The organism is Limnoraphis robusta CS-951 (assembly GCF_000972705.2).
On record NZ_LATL02000059.1, the window covers coordinates 1 to 17,682 of the forward strand.

General features: G+C 40.6%; 18 protein-coding genes. 12 read left to right on the top strand and 6 right to left on the bottom strand.

Features of this window, described 5'->3' with window-relative positions; all coding sequences use genetic code 11:
• Positions 1-824, top strand: an 824-nt coding sequence (locus WN50_RS04860; RefSeq protein ID WP_049558159.1) for a tetratricopeptide repeat protein, incomplete at its 5' end; no start/stop codon positions are given.
• An 8-nt stretch (positions 825-832) separates the two neighbouring features.
• Here WN50_RS04860 and WN50_RS04865 read toward each other — a convergent pair.
• Positions 833-2,869, bottom strand: coding sequence for an FAD-dependent oxidoreductase (locus WN50_RS04865; protein ID WP_053221434.1), 2,037 nt, complete (start codon positions 2,867-2,869; stop codon positions 833-835).
• Between the two features lie 36 nt (positions 2,870-2,905).
• Positions 2,906-3,850 (bottom strand): serine hydrolase, encoded by a 945-nt coding sequence (locus WN50_RS04870; protein WP_049558217.1) that lies wholly within the window; start codon positions 3,848-3,850, stop codon positions 2,906-2,908.
• A gap of 158 nt (positions 3,851-4,008) precedes the next feature.
• Between WN50_RS04870 and WN50_RS04875 the strand changes: the two genes are divergently transcribed.
• The 3 genes from WN50_RS04875 to WN50_RS34555 all read left to right on the top strand — a co-directional run bounded on the left by WN50_RS04875 (position 4,009) and on the right by WN50_RS34555 (position 6,429).
• Positions 4,009-4,749, top strand: coding sequence for a C40 family peptidase (locus WN50_RS04875; protein ID WP_049558162.1), 741 nt, complete (start codon positions 4,009-4,011; stop codon positions 4,747-4,749).
• 162 nt (positions 4,750-4,911) lie between these two features.
• Complete coding sequence (locus WN50_RS04880) at positions 4,912-5,844, top strand: lysylphosphatidylglycerol synthase transmembrane domain-containing protein (protein WP_049558167.1); 933 nt, start codon at positions 4,912-4,914, stop codon at positions 5,842-5,844.
• A gap of 414 nt (positions 5,845-6,258) precedes the next feature.
• A complete protein-coding gene (locus WN50_RS34555; RefSeq protein ID WP_160315350.1) occupies positions 6,259-6,429 on the top strand; it encodes a DUF5615 family PIN-like protein in 171 nt (56 codons plus the stop codon).
• A gap of 104 nt (positions 6,430-6,533) precedes the next feature.
• On the opposite strand, the gene WN50_RS04885 is transcribed toward WN50_RS34555, so the two are convergent.
• Positions 6,534-6,794 (bottom strand): hypothetical protein, encoded by a 261-nt coding sequence (locus WN50_RS04885; RefSeq protein ID WP_152964706.1) that lies wholly within the window; start codon positions 6,792-6,794, stop codon positions 6,534-6,536.
• Positions 6,795-6,913: 119 nt separating this feature from the next.
• On the opposite strand from WN50_RS04885, the gene WN50_RS04890 reads away from it, so the two are divergent.
• The 3 genes from WN50_RS04890 to WN50_RS04900 all read left to right on the top strand — a co-directional run bounded on the left by WN50_RS04890 (position 6,914) and on the right by WN50_RS04900 (position 9,175).
• Entirely contained in the window at positions 6,914-7,240 is a 327-nt protein-coding gene (locus WN50_RS04890; RefSeq protein ID WP_049558174.1) for a hypothetical protein, read from the top strand.
• 325 nt (positions 7,241-7,565) lie between these two features.
• Positions 7,566-8,207 (top strand): DUF6629 family protein, encoded by a 642-nt coding sequence (locus WN50_RS04895; protein WP_049558182.1) that lies wholly within the window; start codon positions 7,566-7,568, stop codon positions 8,205-8,207.
• Positions 8,208-8,293: 86 nt separating this feature from the next.
• Entirely contained in the window at positions 8,294-9,175 is an 882-nt protein-coding gene (locus WN50_RS04900) for an S-methyl-5'-thioadenosine phosphorylase (RefSeq protein ID WP_049558184.1), read from the top strand.
• Positions 9,176-9,406: 231 nt separating this feature from the next.
• Here WN50_RS04900 and WN50_RS04905 read toward each other — a convergent pair whose 3' ends face one another.
• Together WN50_RS04905 and WN50_RS04910 are read right to left on the bottom strand one after the other, a co-directional pair.
• Positions 9,407-10,300, bottom strand: a complete 894-nt coding sequence (locus tag WN50_RS04905) for a sulfite exporter TauE/SafE family protein (RefSeq protein ID WP_049558188.1) — start codon at positions 10,298-10,300, stop codon at positions 9,407-9,409.
• Positions 10,287-11,276, bottom strand: a complete 990-nt coding sequence (locus tag WN50_RS04910; protein ID WP_049558190.1) for an acetamidase/formamidase family protein — start codon at positions 11,274-11,276, stop codon at positions 10,287-10,289. The genes WN50_RS04905 and WN50_RS04910 overlap by 14 nt, the downstream gene beginning before the upstream one ends.
• A gap of 100 nt (positions 11,277-11,376) precedes the next feature.
• Here WN50_RS04910 and WN50_RS04915 point away from each other — a divergent pair, with 100 nt between their 5' ends.
• Positions 11,377-12,843, top strand: a complete 1,467-nt coding sequence (locus WN50_RS04915) for a mechanosensitive ion channel domain-containing protein (protein WP_049558194.1) — start codon at positions 11,377-11,379, stop codon at positions 12,841-12,843.
• Positions 12,844-12,859: 16 nt separating this feature from the next.
• On the opposite strand, the gene WN50_RS04920 is transcribed toward WN50_RS04915, so the two are convergent.
• On the bottom strand, positions 12,860-13,093 hold the full coding sequence (locus WN50_RS04920; protein ID WP_049558196.1) for a hypothetical protein: 234 nt from the start codon (positions 13,091-13,093) through the stop codon (positions 12,860-12,862).
• A 543-nt stretch (positions 13,094-13,636) separates the two neighbouring features.
• Between WN50_RS04920 and WN50_RS04925 the strand changes: the two genes are divergently transcribed.
• The 4 genes from WN50_RS04925 to pstB all read left to right on the top strand — a co-directional run bounded on the left by WN50_RS04925 (position 13,637) and on the right by pstB (position 17,460).
• Positions 13,637-14,596: a PstS family phosphate ABC transporter substrate-binding protein gene (locus WN50_RS04925; RefSeq protein WP_049558199.1), complete on the top strand. Its 960-nt coding sequence runs from the start codon at positions 13,637-13,639 to the stop codon at positions 14,594-14,596.
• A 176-nt stretch (positions 14,597-14,772) separates the two neighbouring features.
• The gene (gene pstC / locus WN50_RS04930) at positions 14,773-15,702 is read left to right on the top strand and encodes a phosphate ABC transporter permease subunit PstC (RefSeq protein WP_049558207.1); all 930 of its coding nucleotides are present in this window, start codon (positions 14,773-14,775) and stop codon (positions 15,700-15,702) included.
• A gap of 25 nt (positions 15,703-15,727) precedes the next feature.
• Positions 15,728-16,651, top strand: a complete 924-nt coding sequence (gene pstA, locus WN50_RS04935; RefSeq protein ID WP_049558209.1) for a phosphate ABC transporter permease PstA — start codon at positions 15,728-15,730, stop codon at positions 16,649-16,651.
• 35 nt (positions 16,652-16,686) lie between these two features.
• A complete protein-coding gene (gene pstB, locus WN50_RS04940) occupies positions 16,687-17,460 on the top strand; it encodes a phosphate ABC transporter ATP-binding protein PstB (RefSeq protein WP_049558211.1) in 774 nt (257 codons plus the stop codon).
• The last annotated feature ends 222 nt before the right edge of the window (positions 17,461-17,682 follow it).

Genomic DNA, 17,682 nt, shown 5'->3' on the forward strand with positions numbered 1-17,682 from the left:
CTATTGAAAATGTAATTAAACTTGAGCCTGAAGATATTTTATCCCGAAAAATTAAAAGCATGATTTTATATAAATTAGAACGTTATGAAGAGGTATTACTATGTTTAGAACAAGCAATTGAGCTTGATTGTGAAGATATTCAATTATGGGTAAGTCGAGGTAGAGTTCTGTGTGTACTAGAAAACTATGAAGAAATGTTAGTATCTTTTAAAAATGTAATTAAACTTGAGCCTGAACATCTTTTTGCATGGGAAGTTCAAGGTATGATTCTGTATGAGTCAGAGCGATATGAAGAAGCACTACAATGTTTTGATAGAGTAATAGAACTGAATAGTGAAGACTCAGATGCTTTATTCAAAAAAGCTGAGTTGTTAGTGATTATGAATCGTTGGACTGAAGGCTTTGAAATTCTAGATTTGGCACTTAACACTTTAGAAGATTTGAGTGAACCCGAAAATATTGCTACAGGGATAATAGTTAAGAACCTATTTAAAAGTACAAATGATTTAACTGTCTGGAGAACACGCATTCAAACGTTAATAGATATCTATGACAAGCATAAAGCATCCTCAATTTTAGGACAAGAGATTGTATTAAGTATTGAATCAATGACAGACATGGTTGGCGAAAAAGCTGCACAAGCTTGGCTAGAAATCTGGAAAGAAATAGTAGGCGATCGCATTCAATTTAAAATTCCTTTAGGCCTGCTTGAAGCTGCTGTTCGCTATCGGAAAACCAAAGGAGATCCGCGAGTTTTACTCAGACTTCCAATTGAGGAACGCAAGTTATTAATGCCGTTGTTAGGACTAGAGGAGTCGGACTAAAACAGTCTTTATTTCCAATTTTCCCAAGAACGGTTAAAAATAGAAGTTTGCGGGAAATAAATCTGATTATCGGTGTCTTGAATTCTTCGTTTCAACACTTCTAACTGGGGTTCATGCAAGGGTAAATCATCGACTAATTCATAGGGTTTAATCCCCGTTTCTAAGGCAAAATCTGCGGTAATTCCGGCTGCAACTCCCGAAGACCATTCAAAGGAATGAACCCGATAAGCTGCTGCTGCAACATGACTGGTTGCAATACTTTTCCCGACCACTAATAAGTTATCAATCTCTTGAGGAATCATCGCCCGTAGGGGAATTTGAAAGGGATAAGCCGCCCCTTGTCCGAGTCTTTCGCCTTGTCTTTCGGTATTTCCTGGCGCCTCTGGGGGGGTTTTGGTCATGCAGGGATGAAAATCAATTGCATAGTGACCAATTCCAACAGTATCGGGATAAATAGTCGCCCGTGATTTTGGGTTTGTTTCTTCAATGGTTTGCATTCCACTTAATAACGCCGGAAGTTCTAATCCTGCTAACCCCGCCCATAAAGCCCGATAATCTTCTGAGGATAAATTATCTTGATAAAATTCCTTGCGAAAATCATTGCGAGAAATATCGATTTCGGTGATTTCAAACCCCTCTGGAAAGCCCCAACTCGGACGACCAATTACCCGTCTCCCTTCGCGAATATAGGGATATTTTGATAACCCATGAACCGTTCCCATCGGTGAGTCTAACCCGGTAACATAACGATGATTGGGATTGGGTTTTTTAACGCCATCTCCCAGTTGAGAATCTGTAGTTCCGACGACTAACCAATAAAAATAACCAATAGCATTTTCTTCACCTTGTCGTAAGGCTTCTGTTCGGAGTCCGCCCATCCATTCACCCGCTTCTAACTGACCCATTGTTTGCAGTTGGTTTCGAGTAAAAATAAAATTATCTTCGGGATTTCCGGGGCGATAATCATTTCCCCACGTCCAGTTTTGCATGGAAATATCACCGGGATAAATCGGCCATTCTCGGACATTTCCGGGACGGGGTTCGTCGGGGTTCATGCTGTGAATTCGGCGATAAGTATAAACGAGATTAAAATTAGCCAATCGTTCTAATTCATAACTGTAATAGGGGGAATATTTTTGATAGAATGAGGGGAGTTTGTGGGCTTGCGGTTCGGCGGTGGCTTCCATCGCAAAGGTGTAAGTAAATCCTTGTGTACAGTAGGGCGCACCGGAAATACTCGAAGATGTCGGTTCAAAGGGTGTTCGTTGATCAACGCCTAAGCGATAGGGAACATCTGTTAACCCTAATATTTCTCCGGTTTCTGTTGCTTCCACAACATACCATCTCACCCCCCTTTCCAAGGGGGGATTGGGGGGATTTTCATTTTCTGAGGAATTACTCGGGGGATTAAAACGAATAATTGTTTTATTTAAACGAGGCGAATCTTCATAACGATAAGCATCATCAATAATTTGGGATAAAGGTTCAGTATTCAGGGGCGGTGTTCCAGGGGCGGGTTGATGTTGAATGGCGGTAACGTTGGTAATTTGACCCTCGGAAATTTCTAGATCTTTAACAACCGTTGAAGGAAACCATTGAAGATTTCCCTTGCCTTTTTTGGCGGCATCTTGTAACATTTGAAAGAGGAGTTTATGACCGTCGTAGGGCAGAAAACAAGCTTGACTGACCCAACAAGCCCCAGGATTTAACCGACCATATTTTTCTTCAATTCGTTTGCGTAATTCTAGATAACCCCGAGGGAAATAAAGCAGCGATCGCTGAGTTTCTCGTTCATCTAGGGCGGAGGTACCTTGGGAAGAAATTTGACCTCCAACCCAGTCAGTAATTTCGGTCAAACAAACGGTTCGTCCGGCGAGTAAGGCTTCATAGGCGGTGGCTGATCCGGCTAACCCTCCACCTATTATTAAAATGTCACAAACGACTTCTTGATCAGGTGTGGGAGGCGGTGTAGCAGTGACAGATGTGGCGATCGCACTGACAGAAATCAAACCCGAAATGAGGATAAGAATTTGATGAGTTAACATTCTGAATTCTCACAACTGAGTGATGGATTATTACTCCTATTTAGAAGCAAGGATGTTCATCGCTTCTACCACTTGTTGAGAAACAAACGGTAAAAGTTCAGTGTTTTGACTTTGGGTTTTTCCTTCTGTAAAAACGACCAGTAAATAAGGATATAAACCCGGAATTTCGATATAAGCCGCATCGTGACGAACTTTGCTTGTCTGTCCGGCTTTTGACCACAATTTAGCATTTAAAGGTAAACCCCGCCCTAAAAATTCACTGACTTGATTTTCTGGGTTTTCTGCTAATTCTGCTGGGTCGAGACTACGTTTCATCAACTTCATCATAGTTTGCGAGGTTTGAGGAGAAGCCGCCACTCCACCAACAATACTATGAAGTAAACGGGCTGTCGCGTTTGTCGTCAACATATTGCGATTTTCCATCAATTCTCCCAAGAAAATTCGTTCTCGACCATAGGCGCCATCGCACCAAGTTTTTTGATTGACATTAATCGATTTAAGTTCCGGCCAATTGAGAGATTGAAAGTAGCGGTTAATGATGTTTCGTTGAGTTTTCCACGTCTCAAACGGCCCTGATGATAATTCCGGGCCACTGGTAGTTCCGGTTAACATATCAACCACTAGACTGGTGGCATCGTTACTCGAATTAACTATCATATCATGTGTGGCTCGTTCTAACTCACCAGATGTGGCAATCATGCCTTTTTCTATCCATTCATACAAGGCGACTAAGTAAAACAATTTGACTACACTGGCGGGGTAAATCCGTTCAATACCCCGATAGGCAAAGCCCCGAACCGGATATTTCCAAAATTCTACTGGAGTTAACGCCCCTCCTGTATTGACGGGAATTGGAGGATCATAAACAACCCAAGTCATCGCAATTTGATCGGGGGCTAGTGCTGCAAATTTAGCACAAGTTGCCTCTATAATGGCTTTGCCTAAATTTTCGAGTTGTTCGTCTAGATGAAAAAATGTCATAGCAGAGGATAAAAAATAAGGAATCAGAATCAAAAATTGGGTAGTGACTAAAGTTTGTTATATTTTCCGACCTAAAGATGTCAGTTTTTCTAAGGTATCATTGGCCATTGTACACAATTCACCCTGGATGTCCCCAGAGTCAACGGCACCACCAACCCATGATGATTGACCCATTATCAGACATTGTAGAATATCGCTGCAAAGCAAATCTGAATCTGTATGATTCGAGCGACTGCCAACAGTTGGCGACGCAAGCAGCCACAGGGCGACAGTTGCGAGTTTGTCGGCTAGACTTGGAAAACCCTCGCCAAGCCATTCAGGTTGAACTCTGTGAGGATGACTATCCGGGTTGGTTGGCGATCGCAGATTGGGATCTGATTGAACCCGCCTCAACGGTTTATCAATCTCAACGGCTAGGTGAGGCTGATATTCAACAGAGATTGTCGGCTGTGATTGCGTTTACTCTGGAGGCGATGAATACTCCCAATCATTATCTATGGGGCGGAACAGTTGGACCCCATTATGATTGTTCAGGATTGATACAAGCAGCTTTTGCCTCCCAGGGAATTTGGTTGCCTCGAGATGCCTATCAGCAGGAGGCTTTCACCCACAGGATTTCACTTGACAAAAGTCAGCTCATGCTATCTTGTTTAAAAGTAGGAGATCTGATTTTTTTTGGAACTTCAACTAAGGCAACACACGTCGGATTATATCTGGGAGAAGGGCGTTATATTCACAGTTCTGGCCGAGAAAAAGGTCGAAATGGTATCGGAATTGATGTTATATCAGATAAAGGAGATATTGTAAGTCAGGGATACTATCAGCAATTACGGGGTGCAGGCAGAGTTGTTAACGGTTATCAGTCAGGGACTAAATCTATCTTCGCCCTCAGGAGATGAAACGTGAAAAACTTATTGCGAAAAGTTTGACTTTGAGGGTTAAATCACAATTATCTACGCTCTTAGCATCTATGCTGTTTGAATCTACTGTCAGAGTATTTATGCGATTCGGATGATTTGAAAACGAAGAAAATCCTGTCTGTTAACTGAGGTAAAAATTCCATGAAAAAGTTGATGTCTAGCCTGAAGCCTTATCTGCGGTGGTTAATTCTTGGATTAACAGCATTTTTTCTCGTTCATACCTTGAAAACGAACTGGCAAGAAATTGCGGAAATTCAGATTACCAGTAGCGGATGGTTATGTCTAGCATTGGCTTTTTTGGTGACAATAACGGCTCATTTTTGGTCGGGATGGGTTTGGTTACTGATTTTGCGAGAATTTAAGCAAACGATTAAACAACGTTCAGGATTACAAATTTATCTCAAAACGAATATTGCTAAGTATTTACCGGGAAATATCTGGCATTTTTACGGTAGAATTACAGCCGTTAATAAAGCAGGTGTTTCTCTAGGGCCTGCCACACTCAGCGTTTTACTTGAACCGCTTTTGATGGCGTCGGCGGCGTTGTTAATTGCCCTGATTACTGCACAACAAAAATATTGGGGTTTGCAGATTCTCTGCTTATTAGTTGTGTTAACAGGGGTTCATCCTCGGATTTTAAATCCCATTGTCAATCACTTAAGAAAAATTAAGTGGAAAGTGAGTTCTTCTGAGAATACTTCAGAATTTTGCTATCAGTTAGAACGTTATCCCTTGCGACCCTTGTTAGGAGAAATGGGGTTTGTGGGACTGCGAGGAATTGGCTTTTTATTAACAGCTTTAGCGTTGATGCCGTTTACACCTCAGCAAATTCCGTTATTAGTGAGTGCTTATAGTTTAGCTTGGTTATTGGGTTTAATTATTCCCGGTGCGCCTGGAGGTTTGGGTGTATTTGAAGCAACAACCCTGACTCTTTTAGACTCCCATTTTTCAGCAGGACTTTTACTAACTGCTGTGGCTTGTTATCGAGTCGTGAGTGTGTTAGCAGAAACTTTTGGGGCTTTGTTTGCGGGGATCGATCAACATTTAGTTGAAAGTCATAAACCGATTATTTAATTGTTAAATGTACTTTTTTCGAGGACTTCAACTATTTTCTAATAGCCTCTAAAATGGGCGGGTTTATATTGGTTATTTTCGAGAAACATACATTCCGACAGAACCCGCCCCTACAGTCAGCTTGCTCGAATTGAGTCCGGTAAACAGTCACCAAGGTTAGAAACAATTGCTGCGATCGCGGCTAGTGTAGGGTATGCTGTAGAAATTAAGCTTGTACCTCTAAATCAGTCATAAAAAACCGACGAACAGCACTTAGAATAAAATGTAAAATATTTATGCGTCAGTGTCTTAACCCCGATTGTCTTTATCCTAACCCAGACAATAGTCAGAAGAAATTGCCGAAGCGATACGAGAACAAGATGAAGCTGACGAAATTTTAGATACACCCTAGAAAGTTTCTCATCAATTAATGTAATGACTCGCCTTTATGCTGACGAACAATTTCCCAGACAAGTTATAGAAAATCTTCGGGCTTTAGGTCACGATATTTTAACAGTCCAAGAAGCAGGAAATAATGGTCTTCCCGATGAAGATGTATTGGCTTTTGCAACTCAAGAAAATCGAGCAGTTTTAACCCTAATATGATGGCTTTGCCGTTGGTTAGTTTAGCGTGGTATTGTCAAAAAATAGGGTGCCAATACAGCACCCCAACACATGAGACTTGATTTCACATCTGAACAATGTCAGAATTAGACGTAGTTGAAGTAACTTCCTCTGAGTTGAATCACATCTTGAGTGAAGTCCAAATCAGTAATCAGGGCGAAATCTTGATCCCCGACTGCGGTATAAAACTTGCCTGTTTCATCACCCAATATAAAGGTATCGCTACCGACACCGCCTAGATGCAATGGGTTTAACAGATGCTCAAAAATATACCCTGAAAGCGTTAGGTGCGGTTGAACTTCAATAAAATCAAGGATTTTGAAAAACCACCAAGACACACCAGACACAAAGAGAGAAGATCTTCGTGACTTTGTTCCTTTGTGGTGATTTTCAATCTGTATCAAATTTATTCCTTTTGGTAGATGCGAGATGATATGCTGTTTTAAGTTGGATCAAGAAAAAATAGATGAAAGAAACGACTTCTCTCGACACAAAAGCGTTTTCCATTGTTGAGGATACGACAGGAGTTTATACCTGGCTCACCTCTGGAGGGTACTATGGATCATGTACAGAGCCAGTCAAGGCTAGACAAGAGGCGATTATTCAGATCTTCAAAGAAGAAATTGCGCTCGCTCCCGAACGGCTGTGTATACTCAGAGGAGAAATTCCAATCTTTTATAATCGGCTAGCAGAGAAATTGAGAGCAAAAAAAGATTGTTGTATTGATCGGAGTCGATCTTATCCAATCAAAATAGATGAGACTCTAACGATAGAAATAGCAGTGGTTCGTTGAACGTTCAACCCCTCTATACCGCAAAAATGGTTGACTGACAACCCCCCGCAGCTAGAAGCTTGATTTGAAGCTGAGGAAGTATTATGGCTTTAGCTTCAAGTGGATTAGCTCTCAAAAGGCAAGCCAAGGGTTGGCACTGGTAGTGTCTATTTAGATAGAGCTTCAATCATGCGATCGCATCTGTTCCTCTACTGTCTGGGTAATTATTTCTATGCGATCGCTTCGGCTTGACTTGTTTTAGCGATCTGAGTGGCTTCAACTTTATTTTGTAGAAGTTGGGGCATTTTTTTAGAGTAAACTTTAAGTTACCTATTGATTGTCTAATATGTGTTTTTCTGCATCTGTTAGTTTTACTGCGGCGGCGACACTCTCTATTTTAGGCATTGCAACGCTCAGACAAACGCCTTCCAAACAAGAACTTCTGCTCAGTCTTTTTCCGGTTTTATTTGCCATTCAGCAAGGGTTTGAAGGTTGGGTTTGGTTGAGTTTAAAGTCAGATGCTTTTCTTTGGATCAATGAGTCTGCAACCTATGGTTTTTTGTTGTTTGCAACAGCCCTCTGGTTAGTCCTCAGTCCAATGGCAATTTACTGTTTAGAAAAACCTTCTATAAAAAGAAAATTCATATTAACAATAGCTGGATTAGGATTTTTATTCGGGAGTTATTTATTTGGATTTAGTATAATTCACGGAGTTGATCCTCAAGTTTTTTCGGGTCATATTCTCTATGATTTACAATTTCTGCCCTTTTATGAATTTATTAAATATTTCTATCTGTTCATTATTGTTACGCCTTTTTTCTTGTCCAGTCAAAATTGGCTGCGTTATTTTGGGTTAATCATTTCAATTTCGTTTTTATTGGCTCAAGCCTTTTACTTTATTACTTTTGTTTCGGTTTGGTGTTTTTTTGCAGGAATTCTCAGTGGGAGTCTTTACTTTCGGTTTCGATACTATTACTCTGAGGTTTAAAAAAGAGTTAACGGTTCACGGAGGAGATTTTTGAGCCTATTCGCTGCTAAAATACCCTGAGTGACAATATGCTAAGGGATGCTCAGATGACTCAAGCTAAGATAGGAATTATTGGCGGTAGCGGTCTGTACAAGATGGATGCGCTACAAAATATTGAAGAAGTTGAAGTCAATACTCCCTTCGGTTCACCCTCAGATCGTATTATTGTAGGGACGTTAGAAGGGATGCGGGTGGCTTTTTTGGCGCGACATGGACGCACTCACCATTTATTACCGACGGATTTACCCTATCGTGCTAATATTTATGCGTTGAAAAGTTTAGGGGTTGAATATATTATTTCGGCGTCTGCGGTGGGTTCTCTCAAAGAAGATGTGAAACCGTTGGATATGGTTGTTCCCGATCAGTTTATTGATCGCACTCGTTCCCGAATATCAACGTTTTTTGGGAATGGAATTGTTGCTCATATTACCTTCGGTGATCCGATTTGTTCAAAGTTAGCCAAAGTGTTAACTGATTCCATTTCTGCGCTAAATTTACCGGATATTACTTTACATTCTGGTGGAACTTATGTTTGTATGGAAGGGCCTGCATTTTCGACAAAAGCAGAATCAAATTTATATCGCAGTTGGGGCGGAACAATTATCGGAATGACGAATTTACCGGAAGCCAAATTAGCCCGAGAAGCCGAAATCGCTTATGGGACATTAGCCTTAGTAACAGACTATGATTGTTGGCACCCTGACCATGATAGCGTAACAGTGGAAATGGTGGTTGGAAATTTACACCGCAATGCAGTAAACGCTCAAAAAGTCATTCAAGAAACGGTTAAACGCTTAAGTGAAAATCTTCCTGAATCTGAAGCCCATTCTGCATTAAAATATGCTATTTTAACGCCATTAGATCAAGTTCCACCTGAACGAATGCAGGAGTTAGAGTTACTTCTTAAAAAGTATAGCAATCCTCAATAGATTGTTATTTTATCTCTCCTAACTGTTTCCTGTTTAACTCACCACCAAGACACGAAGATACGAAGGTTTGTTCTTGGTGTTCTTTGTGTCTTCGTGGTTTTTATTATAAATTAGTAGGTATAGCAGTCGAAGCCTTTGATTAGGACACTGTTTTTCTGTCAAATCCTTTTATGATAAAGGTTTCAATTCTGTCTCCTGTCTCCTGTCTCCTGACTTCTGCTATATGATCAATCATTGAAACGCTTTCCAAAAAACGTAAATAGAGAGGATAAACAGTAAACTTCTGAACGCCAAACTTACCGTTTTTTCAGATAAGTTGGGTAAAAACTGAGTGCTAATTTGAGCGCTGAATAAACCCCCTAATCCTAAGATTGTACCGGAAACCCAGATGACGTTTCCTTGAAAAGCGTGTCCTAAACAAGCTGAAAAAGCGGTAATTACAATCACACCTAAACTGGTTTGAATCGAAGTTTTAATCGTTTCATTCAGGAGTAAAATTTGCATAGGAACCATGATTACTCCGCCACCAATTCCAAATATTCCCGCTAGTAATCCGGCTAAACTTCCGGTGATAATTCGGGCGATTTGTTGATATTGAAGCTGTTTATAGTTGTGCTGATATTCAAAGACTAAAGAGAGGGGATGAGGTGTAATGGGAAAGAGAATTTCAGGAATAAACTTCTTAGAAGTTGAGTTTTGAGAAGGGACTTCTAACTGGGGCGAATTTTGATTTTCTTCCTGTTGTTTCTTTTGCTGAGTCACTTTTTTACGGACTTCAACTAAATAAATATTCAGCCATAACAATAGTCCAAACAAAATGAGTAATATTTTTGCCGAAAAAAGATTGGCAAGATAAGCGCCGATTTGAGCCGTAATTAAAGCCGGAAATCCAATGCCAAAGACCCGATTCAAACTGAGATAACCCATGCGCCAATTCTGAAGACTACCGGAAATGGAAGTAATCATAATCGATAAGGTACTGGTGGCGACTGCATTCACAGGTTCGTATCCCAATGCTAGCATGATTGGAACCAAAACAGTTCCGCCACCAATGCCTAAAAATCCTGCTAAAACTCCAGCAAAAATTCCGCTAGCGGCTAGAATGAGTAATTCAGAAATGGTCATCCCGGATAAATTTAAAGGTTTGAGGTAAGATCGATTTCGAGATCATACCATGAACCCCTTTTTGTGGACGATTAACCACTTGGGTAATCCGAAAATTAGCCGCGAGAGAACATAAAATATAAGCGTCTTCTGCATCTAATCCAATAAATTTTTCTAAAAATTGAATCATTTGTTTGAGTGCAGATTCAAACGCTTCATCTAACGTTGAACCCCATCCCATTGTAATGATATCAGTTGGGGTTTCTGCAATCGGCGCAGTGATGGATAAATTTTGATGTATATTTAATACAATGGTGCCATTCATAGAGGTTTCAATTGCAGTCGCATTCACTTCGCCTTCGCCTTGGGCTGAGTGTCCATCGCCGATTGAAAATAATGCGCCGGGAACAAAAATTGGTAAAAATAAACGGGAACCGACTTGTAATTCTGAGTTATCAAGATTACCGCCATAAATTCCAGGGGGAATCGATGAACGGTTGGTTTCAGGAGTCGCGACACCTAATATTCCAAAAAAGGGACGCAGGGGAATATAAATTTCACTTTTGGGAGGAAATTCTGCAATATTTTTCTCTAAATCGAGGGGAATAAACCGCAGTCGAGGTTCAGGAAATTCTTCGGGTAAAGCACCCCAACCGGAACGAATGGCGTTAAATCCCATCGCTACACGGGGAGAAATGGCTTCTAGGCGAATTTCTAATACATCTCCGGGTTGAGCATCCTGCACATAAATTGGCCCAGTGAGTAAGTGAGGGCCATCTCCCACGATCCGTTCTAGGGGTAAATGGCGATAAATTTCGAGTAATTCTGGAGTGAGAAAGGCGTCGGGCGCTTGATCGCAAATTTTGAATCCGGTGTAGGTTTCAATGATAATGCGATCGCCAGAGTTGATGGTTAAAGCGGGTGGGAGTTTGTCGGAAAATCCCCCTAAATGAACGGTTTGACAATTTGCTTTTAAAAGATGAACAACTGGGTTCATTCTGTTATCCTAAATACTAGAGTCTCTGTTGCAGTTTATCACTGTCTGACCGAGAACTAATGATTCTAACTTAATCCTTTTTACTGGTCCTCAACTTTGAATGAAAGTCCTTGAGAATATTTTCCAGTTTTTGTATCAAGTTTTTACACAACCGATTTCCCTGGGTGGAATTTCGGTTTCGATTAGCTTAATTTTCACAATACTGGTTGCTTTTTTTGCGGTAATTGTGGGTTCTCGCTATGTGAGTAACTGGCTGAGAGATCATCTGTTAACTCGATTGGGTTTTCAAGAGGGAACTCGGGAAGCGATCGCCACAATTTTTCGTTATTTTACGATTATGTTGGCGTTTATTATTGTTCCCCAAGCGGCGGGTTTAGACTTGAGTTCGTTAGCCTTTTTAGCGGGAGGTTTAGGGATTGGGATTGGGTTTGGATTTCAAGGATTAGCACAAAACTTTGTCAGTGGTTTAATTTTAGTCTTTGAACAACCCGTTCAAGTCGGTGATTATATTGAATTAGGAAATTTAGAAGGAACGATTCGGAAAATTTCGATTCGATCTACAATTATTGTGACGAATGATGGAATTTCGATTATTGTTCCGAATTCGGATTTAGTCAATCATCAGATTATTAACTGGAGTTATGAAAATATGAATAGTCGGATTCATATTCCAGTGCGCGTTGCTTATGGAAGTGATCCGGTATTAGTAACAGAAGCTCTTTTAGCCGCTACCCAGAGAGAATCTCGGATTTTATCTTATCCGCCTCCGCAAGTTTGGTTGAGGACTTTTGGTGAAGATTCGATGAATTTTGAATTGCTGGTTTGGATTGACAAACCCCGTTTTAGATTACCGATTCAGAGTTCTTTAAACTTTATTATTCACAATGAGTTGTATTCAAAAAATATCCGAATTCCCGTTTCTCAACGAGATTTATGGCTGAGGAACCCAGAAGATTTAAAATCAGTTTTTGAATCTTTGAATTTCAATAAACATGGAGAAGGGGGAGACAAAGCATCTCGCATCAATCTGAGTAAAGATAAAGAGCCGTTATACTCTCCTGAAAATCTATCTTTACGAGATTTATTAAAAAAGGTTGTCTATTTTGAAAAATTTAGTGATTTGGAACTTTTGAGTTTAATTGAAAAAGGGTATCGCCAAACCTATTCGAGTGAACAGTTTATTTTCCATGAAGGTGATCCCGGAGATGCTTTTCATATTATTCTGTCAGGTTCGGTAGAAATTATCGCCGAAAAAACGAATAAGCATATTCGGGATCTTTATGCGGGTGACTTTTTTGGAGAGTTGTCTTTATTGATGGGAATTCGTCGCTCCGCCGGAGTACGAGCCAAAGAAACAACGATTGTCTTTGTGGTAAATCGTAATATTTTTCAGAGTTTTCTATCGAGTTATCCGCAGTTAGCGAACCAAATTGCTGAAAAGTTAGTGGAGCGAAAACAGGAATTTATCGCCCGTAAAAAAGAGTTGGGTTTATCCGATGATGATGATTTAGAAAATAATCCGTTAATTTGGATTCGGAAACGAATGCGAACTTTATTTCATATTTAGGTTGGAATTGAAAATTTTAGCGCGTAGATTGTTGACTAGCGGGAATTTTTAAGCACAGTAAAACAGCAACCAATAGCAGCAGGATAAACCAAGGGGTAAAGCTTAAAGCCAATAACAGACTGAGTAATGCAATTCCTGTTGTGAACACACAAACGATTTCTTCACGGCTATCGAGGCTAATCCAAACCGCACCCCCCGCAACGGTGAGTGATACAACGACAGGAAAGAGTGACGCACTGAGAGTATCCATAACAAAACTTGCTTCTGATTGAGGATTTCATTCAGTTTAAGCGGCTTGGAGACTCTAACAAGAGGGGTTGTGCTAATCCTAAAATCGCTCGGATTATTGATAGCAATATCTTATTTATCCAAGCGAAAATTGATATTTATGAGGGCTTTTCGGGGGTTCAGCAATCTTGAGCTTGACGCGCTAACATAGGACAATTGATCAATTGTCACAGCTCGGCGCTGATTTTTCTTCCCCTAGTCTTAAAACAATAAGCGTAATTTGAAAGAGCAGATCTGTCAATTTAGGGTATTTTTCGTGAATTTTGGGATGAATACAGGCTGATTGTTAACTGACGGCAATCGCAGAGTTCGCTTTAATTTTGAGAGCAAAAATCTTTAAAAGTTATATTTAACCTAAATTTAAACAAAGCTTAAATTAGACATAGCAATTTTATCTTAACCTAAGAACTGTTCATCGCCAACTGCTAGTCTCTCTGTTCCCAAGAATTAGGAATCAACTAGACAGACCTTTGTTCTAAAAATAAGCTTCATCTCAGGTAAAATTATGCAATTAAAGAGAATGCAGTTTAAACAAAATCGTTGGACAGTGGCAGGTGCTTTGACGGCGATCGCAGCAACAGTTGCACTCGCTATCCCTGCGGTTCATTCCCAAGGTACTCCAACGGTTAAAATCGATGGTTCCAGTACCGTTTATCCGATCACTGAAGCGGTAGCCGAAGAATTCCAAAAAGCCAAACAAGGCGCGATGCGAGTTACGGTTGGTATATCGGGAACAGGGGGCGGTTTCAAGAAATTTTGTGCTGGACAAACCGATATTTCTAATGCGTCTCGTCCGATCAAAAGTTCTGAAGCTGATGCTTGTAAAAGTGCCGGTATTACTTATATCGAACTTCCGGTTGCTTATGATGCTTTAACCGTTGTTGTTCACCCGAGTAACCCCATCACAAATATTACTCCTGCTGAACTGAAAAAGATGTGGGAACCTGCCGCTCAAGGTAAAATAATGAAGTGGAATCAGGTGAACTCAAGCTGGCCGGATAAGGCATTAAAATTATACGGGCCGGGTGCAGATTCAGGAACGTTTGATTACTTTACTGAAGAAATCAACGGTAAAGCGCAAGCGAGCCGCACTGACTATACTCCTAGTGAAGATGATAACGTTTTAGTACAAGGGGTTTCTCGTGATCCTAATGCGTTAGGATACTTTGGTTTTGCTTACTACGAAAACAACAAAGGTAAGATTAAAGCGTTATCGGTTAATGGTGTTGCGCCTTCTCTAGCCAATGTAAACAACGGCACCTACAAACCCCTTTCTAGACCCATCTTTATTTACGTTAATTCTAAATCTTTGGGTCGTCCAGAGGTCAAAGCATTTGTAGAATATTACCTACAAAATAGTGCCAAACTATCCAAAGAAGTTGGTTACGTTCCTCTGCCGAGTCAAATGCAGCAACAAGCGGTTAGCCGTTTTCAAAACCGGACGTTAGGTTCTGCGGCTCAGTAGAATGGATGACTAATTTTATGTTCAGGAATCACACAGGAATTCCTGTGATTTTACCTCTCCAAAATTGAACGTTTATTTTGAAGGGATTGGAGAATGCTATCACCCTAGCAAATGTCTCTAATCCCTATCTTGGTAAAAATAAAACAGCCTTGAGTCTATCAGGAAAAAATCGACGAATGAGTGAAAGCAAACTGCAACTATCAAAGAACAAAAAATTATCAGCGAAGCAAATTCGGGATTTGCGGGAACAAGTGATAGAATTTATCTTGTTTCTCGCTGCATTTTCTTCCGTCGCCACAACAGTAGCCATTTTATTCATTCTCGTTGATGAATCTTTTTTATTTTTTAAAGAAGTTTCAATTGTAGAATTTCTCACGGGGACTCAATGGACTCCCTTATTTGAAGACGCTCACTATGGGATTTTACCCTTACTATCGGGAACCCTTGTAACCTCAACCGTAGCGATGTTTGTTGCCATTCCCTTGGGAACAATTGCGGCTATTTATTTAAGTGAATTCGCTCATCCGCAAATCCGCGAAATTATTAAACCCTGGCTAGAAGTTTTAGCAGCTATTCCCACAGTAGTTTATGGCTATTTTGCACTATTAGCGGTTACACCACTGCTACAAATGATCTTTCCGATGCTTCCCGGATTTAATATGCTGAGTGCGGGTTTAGTCATGGGATTAATGATTATTCCGTTTGTAAGTTCGATTAGTGAAGATGCGATGCGTTCCGTTCCTGTCGGACTACGAGAAGGTTCCTATGCGATGGGTGCAACTCGTCTACAAACTGCGTTAAAAGTGGTGTTTCCATCCGCATTTTCTGGGATTAGTGCCGCCTATATTCTGGCAATTTCTCGTGCGGTTGGGGAAACAATGATTGTAGCCGTTGCAGCCGGTTTACAACCTCAACTCACTTGGAATCCTTTTGAACAAGGAGCAACAATTACTGCCTATATTGTGCAGGTGAGTTTAGGAGATATTCCGCATGGTACACTAGAATATCATACCATTTTTGCGGCAGGATTAACGCTAGTTTTGATGACCCTAGTCTTAAATATTATCGGTCATTTTCTCGCAAAACGCTATCGAGAAATCTACTAACTGGAACTCAACTCAATTGATAAAGATGACTGAGCAAAACTTCTCTGAAATCCGTGCTGAACTCAACAGAAGAAAACTAATTGATAGAATTTTTGCGACTATCGGTTTGTTGGTGATTGTTGTTTCTATTTTGATTTTGTTGGGGTTAACGCTGCAAATGGCAATTGCGGGTATCAGCCGGATTACCCCACAGTTCTTTTTCAGTTTTCCCAGTCGTAAACCCGAAGAAGCAGGGATTCTTTCCGCTTGGGTGGGAACGACTTTAGTGATGTTTGTGACGACCTTTATTGCAGTTCCTTTAGGGGTCGCTTCTGGGATTTATCTCGAAGAATATAGCCGCAAAAATTGGATCGCCGATTTAATTGAAATAAACGTCACGAACCTAGCGGGTGTTCCTTCCATTGTTTATGGATTATTAGCCCTGGGTTTGTTTGTGTATATCCTCAATCTCGGAGAGAGTGTTTTAGCCGCAGGTTTAACATTAGCCTTATTAATTCTGCCGATTGTTATTGTAACTACTCGCGAAGCATTACGGGCAATTCCGAATAGTTTGCGAGAAGCCGCTTATGCCCTGGGTGCGACGAAATGGCAAATGATTTGGGATCATATTCTGCCCTATTCTGCGGGGAGTATTTTAACAGGTGTAATCATCGGTTTATCACGGGCAATTGGAGAAACAGCCCCCGTTATTACGATTGGGGCATTAACCTTTATTGCCTTTTTACCGGATTCTCCTTTTAAGAGTGAATTTCCGTTTCTTTCTTTTGATTGGTTGAAAGCACCTTTTACCGTTATGCCGATTCAAATGTTTAACTGGGTATCTCGACCGGAACCCGAATTTATTGTTAATGCTTCGGCAGCAGGTACGGTGTTAATTGTGATGACTTTGGCAATGAATACGATAGCCGTTTATCTGCGTTATTTGTTCCGTCGGGGCATCAAGTGGTAAAGTTTAATTTTGAGGTTGTTTCAGTAAGCTAGAACATGAAAGAGTTAATTAGCGTTAAATCCAAAGCAGAAGCCCGAAATCTCAACTTTTATTATGGTTCGTTTCATGCGGTTAAAAATGTTAATCTCACGGTTCCAGAACGACAAGTTACCGCTTTAATTGGGCCGTCGGGCTGTGGGAAAACGACCCTATTACGGTGTTTTAATCGAATGCACGATCTTTATCCAGGAAATCGCTACGAAGGTCAAATATTCCTGGATTCTGAAAATATTTTAGATCGAGAGATTGACCCGATTGAAGTCAGAATGCGGGTGAGTATGGTGTTTCAAAAACCGAATCCTTTCCCAAAATCTATCTATGAAAATGTCGCCTATGGGTTGCGAGTCAGAGGGGAGAAAAAACGCAGTTTAATTGATGAAAAAGTAGAACAAGCCCTCAAAGAAGCAGCCCTTTGGCATGAAGTTAAAGACCGTTTAAATGAGATGGCGTTAAACCTTTCAGGTGGTCAACAGCAACGTTTGTGTATTGCCAGAGCGTTAGTTGCTAATCCTGAGATTATTTTATTTGATGAACCGACTTCTGCTTTAGACCCTATTGCCACCGCTAGTATTGAAGAATTGATGAGTCAATTAAAACAACACGTGACGATTTTGATTGTGACTCACAGTATGCAGCAAGCGGCGCGATTTTCAGATTTTACGGCGTTTATGTACTTAGGTGAAATGTTAGAATTTGGTACAACTTCAGAAGTGTTTAGTAACCCTTCTCACAGCCAAACTGAAGACTATTTACGTGGACGGATTGGTTAATAAAATAGGGAACAGAGTTGTAGGGGCGGGTTCTGAACAGATGTATGTTTTCCCACAAACAATTTATATAAACCCGCCCCCAGAAAAAATCGGGCGGGTTCTGAACAGATGTATGTTTTCCCACAAACAATTTATATAAACCCGCCCCCAGAAACAATCGGGCGGGTTTATAGAGGTTTTTGCCCAGAATACATGAATTTTTGAGGAACCCGCCCCTACAAC

Bases quoted from the DNA above. Each gene is read 5' to 3' on its own strand.
- WN50_RS04865 (WP_053221434.1), bottom strand. From the start codon at position 2,869: ATGTTAACTCATCAAATTCTTATCCTCATTTCGGGTTTGATTTCTGTC.
- WN50_RS04870 (WP_049558217.1), bottom strand. From the start codon at position 3,850: ATGACATTTTTTCATCTAGACGAACAACTCGAAAATTTAGGCAAAGCC.
- WN50_RS04875 (WP_049558162.1), top strand. From the start codon at position 4,009: ATGATGATTGACCCATTATCAGACATTGTAGAATATCGCTGCAAAGCA.
- WN50_RS04880 (WP_049558167.1), top strand. From the start codon at position 4,912: ATGAAAAAGTTGATGTCTAGCCTGAAGCCTTATCTGCGGTGGTTAATT.
- WN50_RS34555 (WP_160315350.1), top strand. From the start codon at position 6,259: ATGACTCGCCTTTATGCTGACGAACAATTTCCCAGACAAGTTATAGAA.
- WN50_RS04890 (WP_049558174.1), top strand. From the start codon at position 6,914: ATGAAAGAAACGACTTCTCTCGACACAAAAGCGTTTTCCATTGTTGAG.
- WN50_RS04895 (WP_049558182.1), top strand. From the start codon at position 7,566: ATGTGTTTTTCTGCATCTGTTAGTTTTACTGCGGCGGCGACACTCTCT.
- WN50_RS04900 (WP_049558184.1), top strand. From the start codon at position 8,294: ATGACTCAAGCTAAGATAGGAATTATTGGCGGTAGCGGTCTGTACAAG.
- WN50_RS04905 (WP_049558188.1), bottom strand. From the start codon at position 10,300: ATGACCATTTCTGAATTACTCATTCTAGCCGCTAGCGGAATTTTTGCT.
- WN50_RS04910 (WP_049558190.1), bottom strand. From the start codon at position 11,276: ATGAACCCAGTTGTTCATCTTTTAAAAGCAAATTGTCAAACCGTTCAT.
- WN50_RS04915 (WP_049558194.1), top strand. From the start codon at position 11,377: ATGAAAGTCCTTGAGAATATTTTCCAGTTTTTGTATCAAGTTTTTACA.
- WN50_RS04920 (WP_049558196.1), bottom strand. From the start codon at position 13,093: ATGGATACTCTCAGTGCGTCACTCTTTCCTGTCGTTGTATCACTCACC.
- WN50_RS04925 (WP_049558199.1), top strand. From the start codon at position 13,637: ATGCAATTAAAGAGAATGCAGTTTAAACAAAATCGTTGGACAGTGGCA.
- pstC (WP_049558207.1), top strand. From the start codon at position 14,773: ATGAGTGAAAGCAAACTGCAACTATCAAAGAACAAAAAATTATCAGCG.
- pstA (WP_049558209.1), top strand. From the start codon at position 15,728: ATGACTGAGCAAAACTTCTCTGAAATCCGTGCTGAACTCAACAGAAGA.
- pstB (WP_049558211.1), top strand. From the start codon at position 16,687: ATGAAAGAGTTAATTAGCGTTAAATCCAAAGCAGAAGCCCGAAATCTC.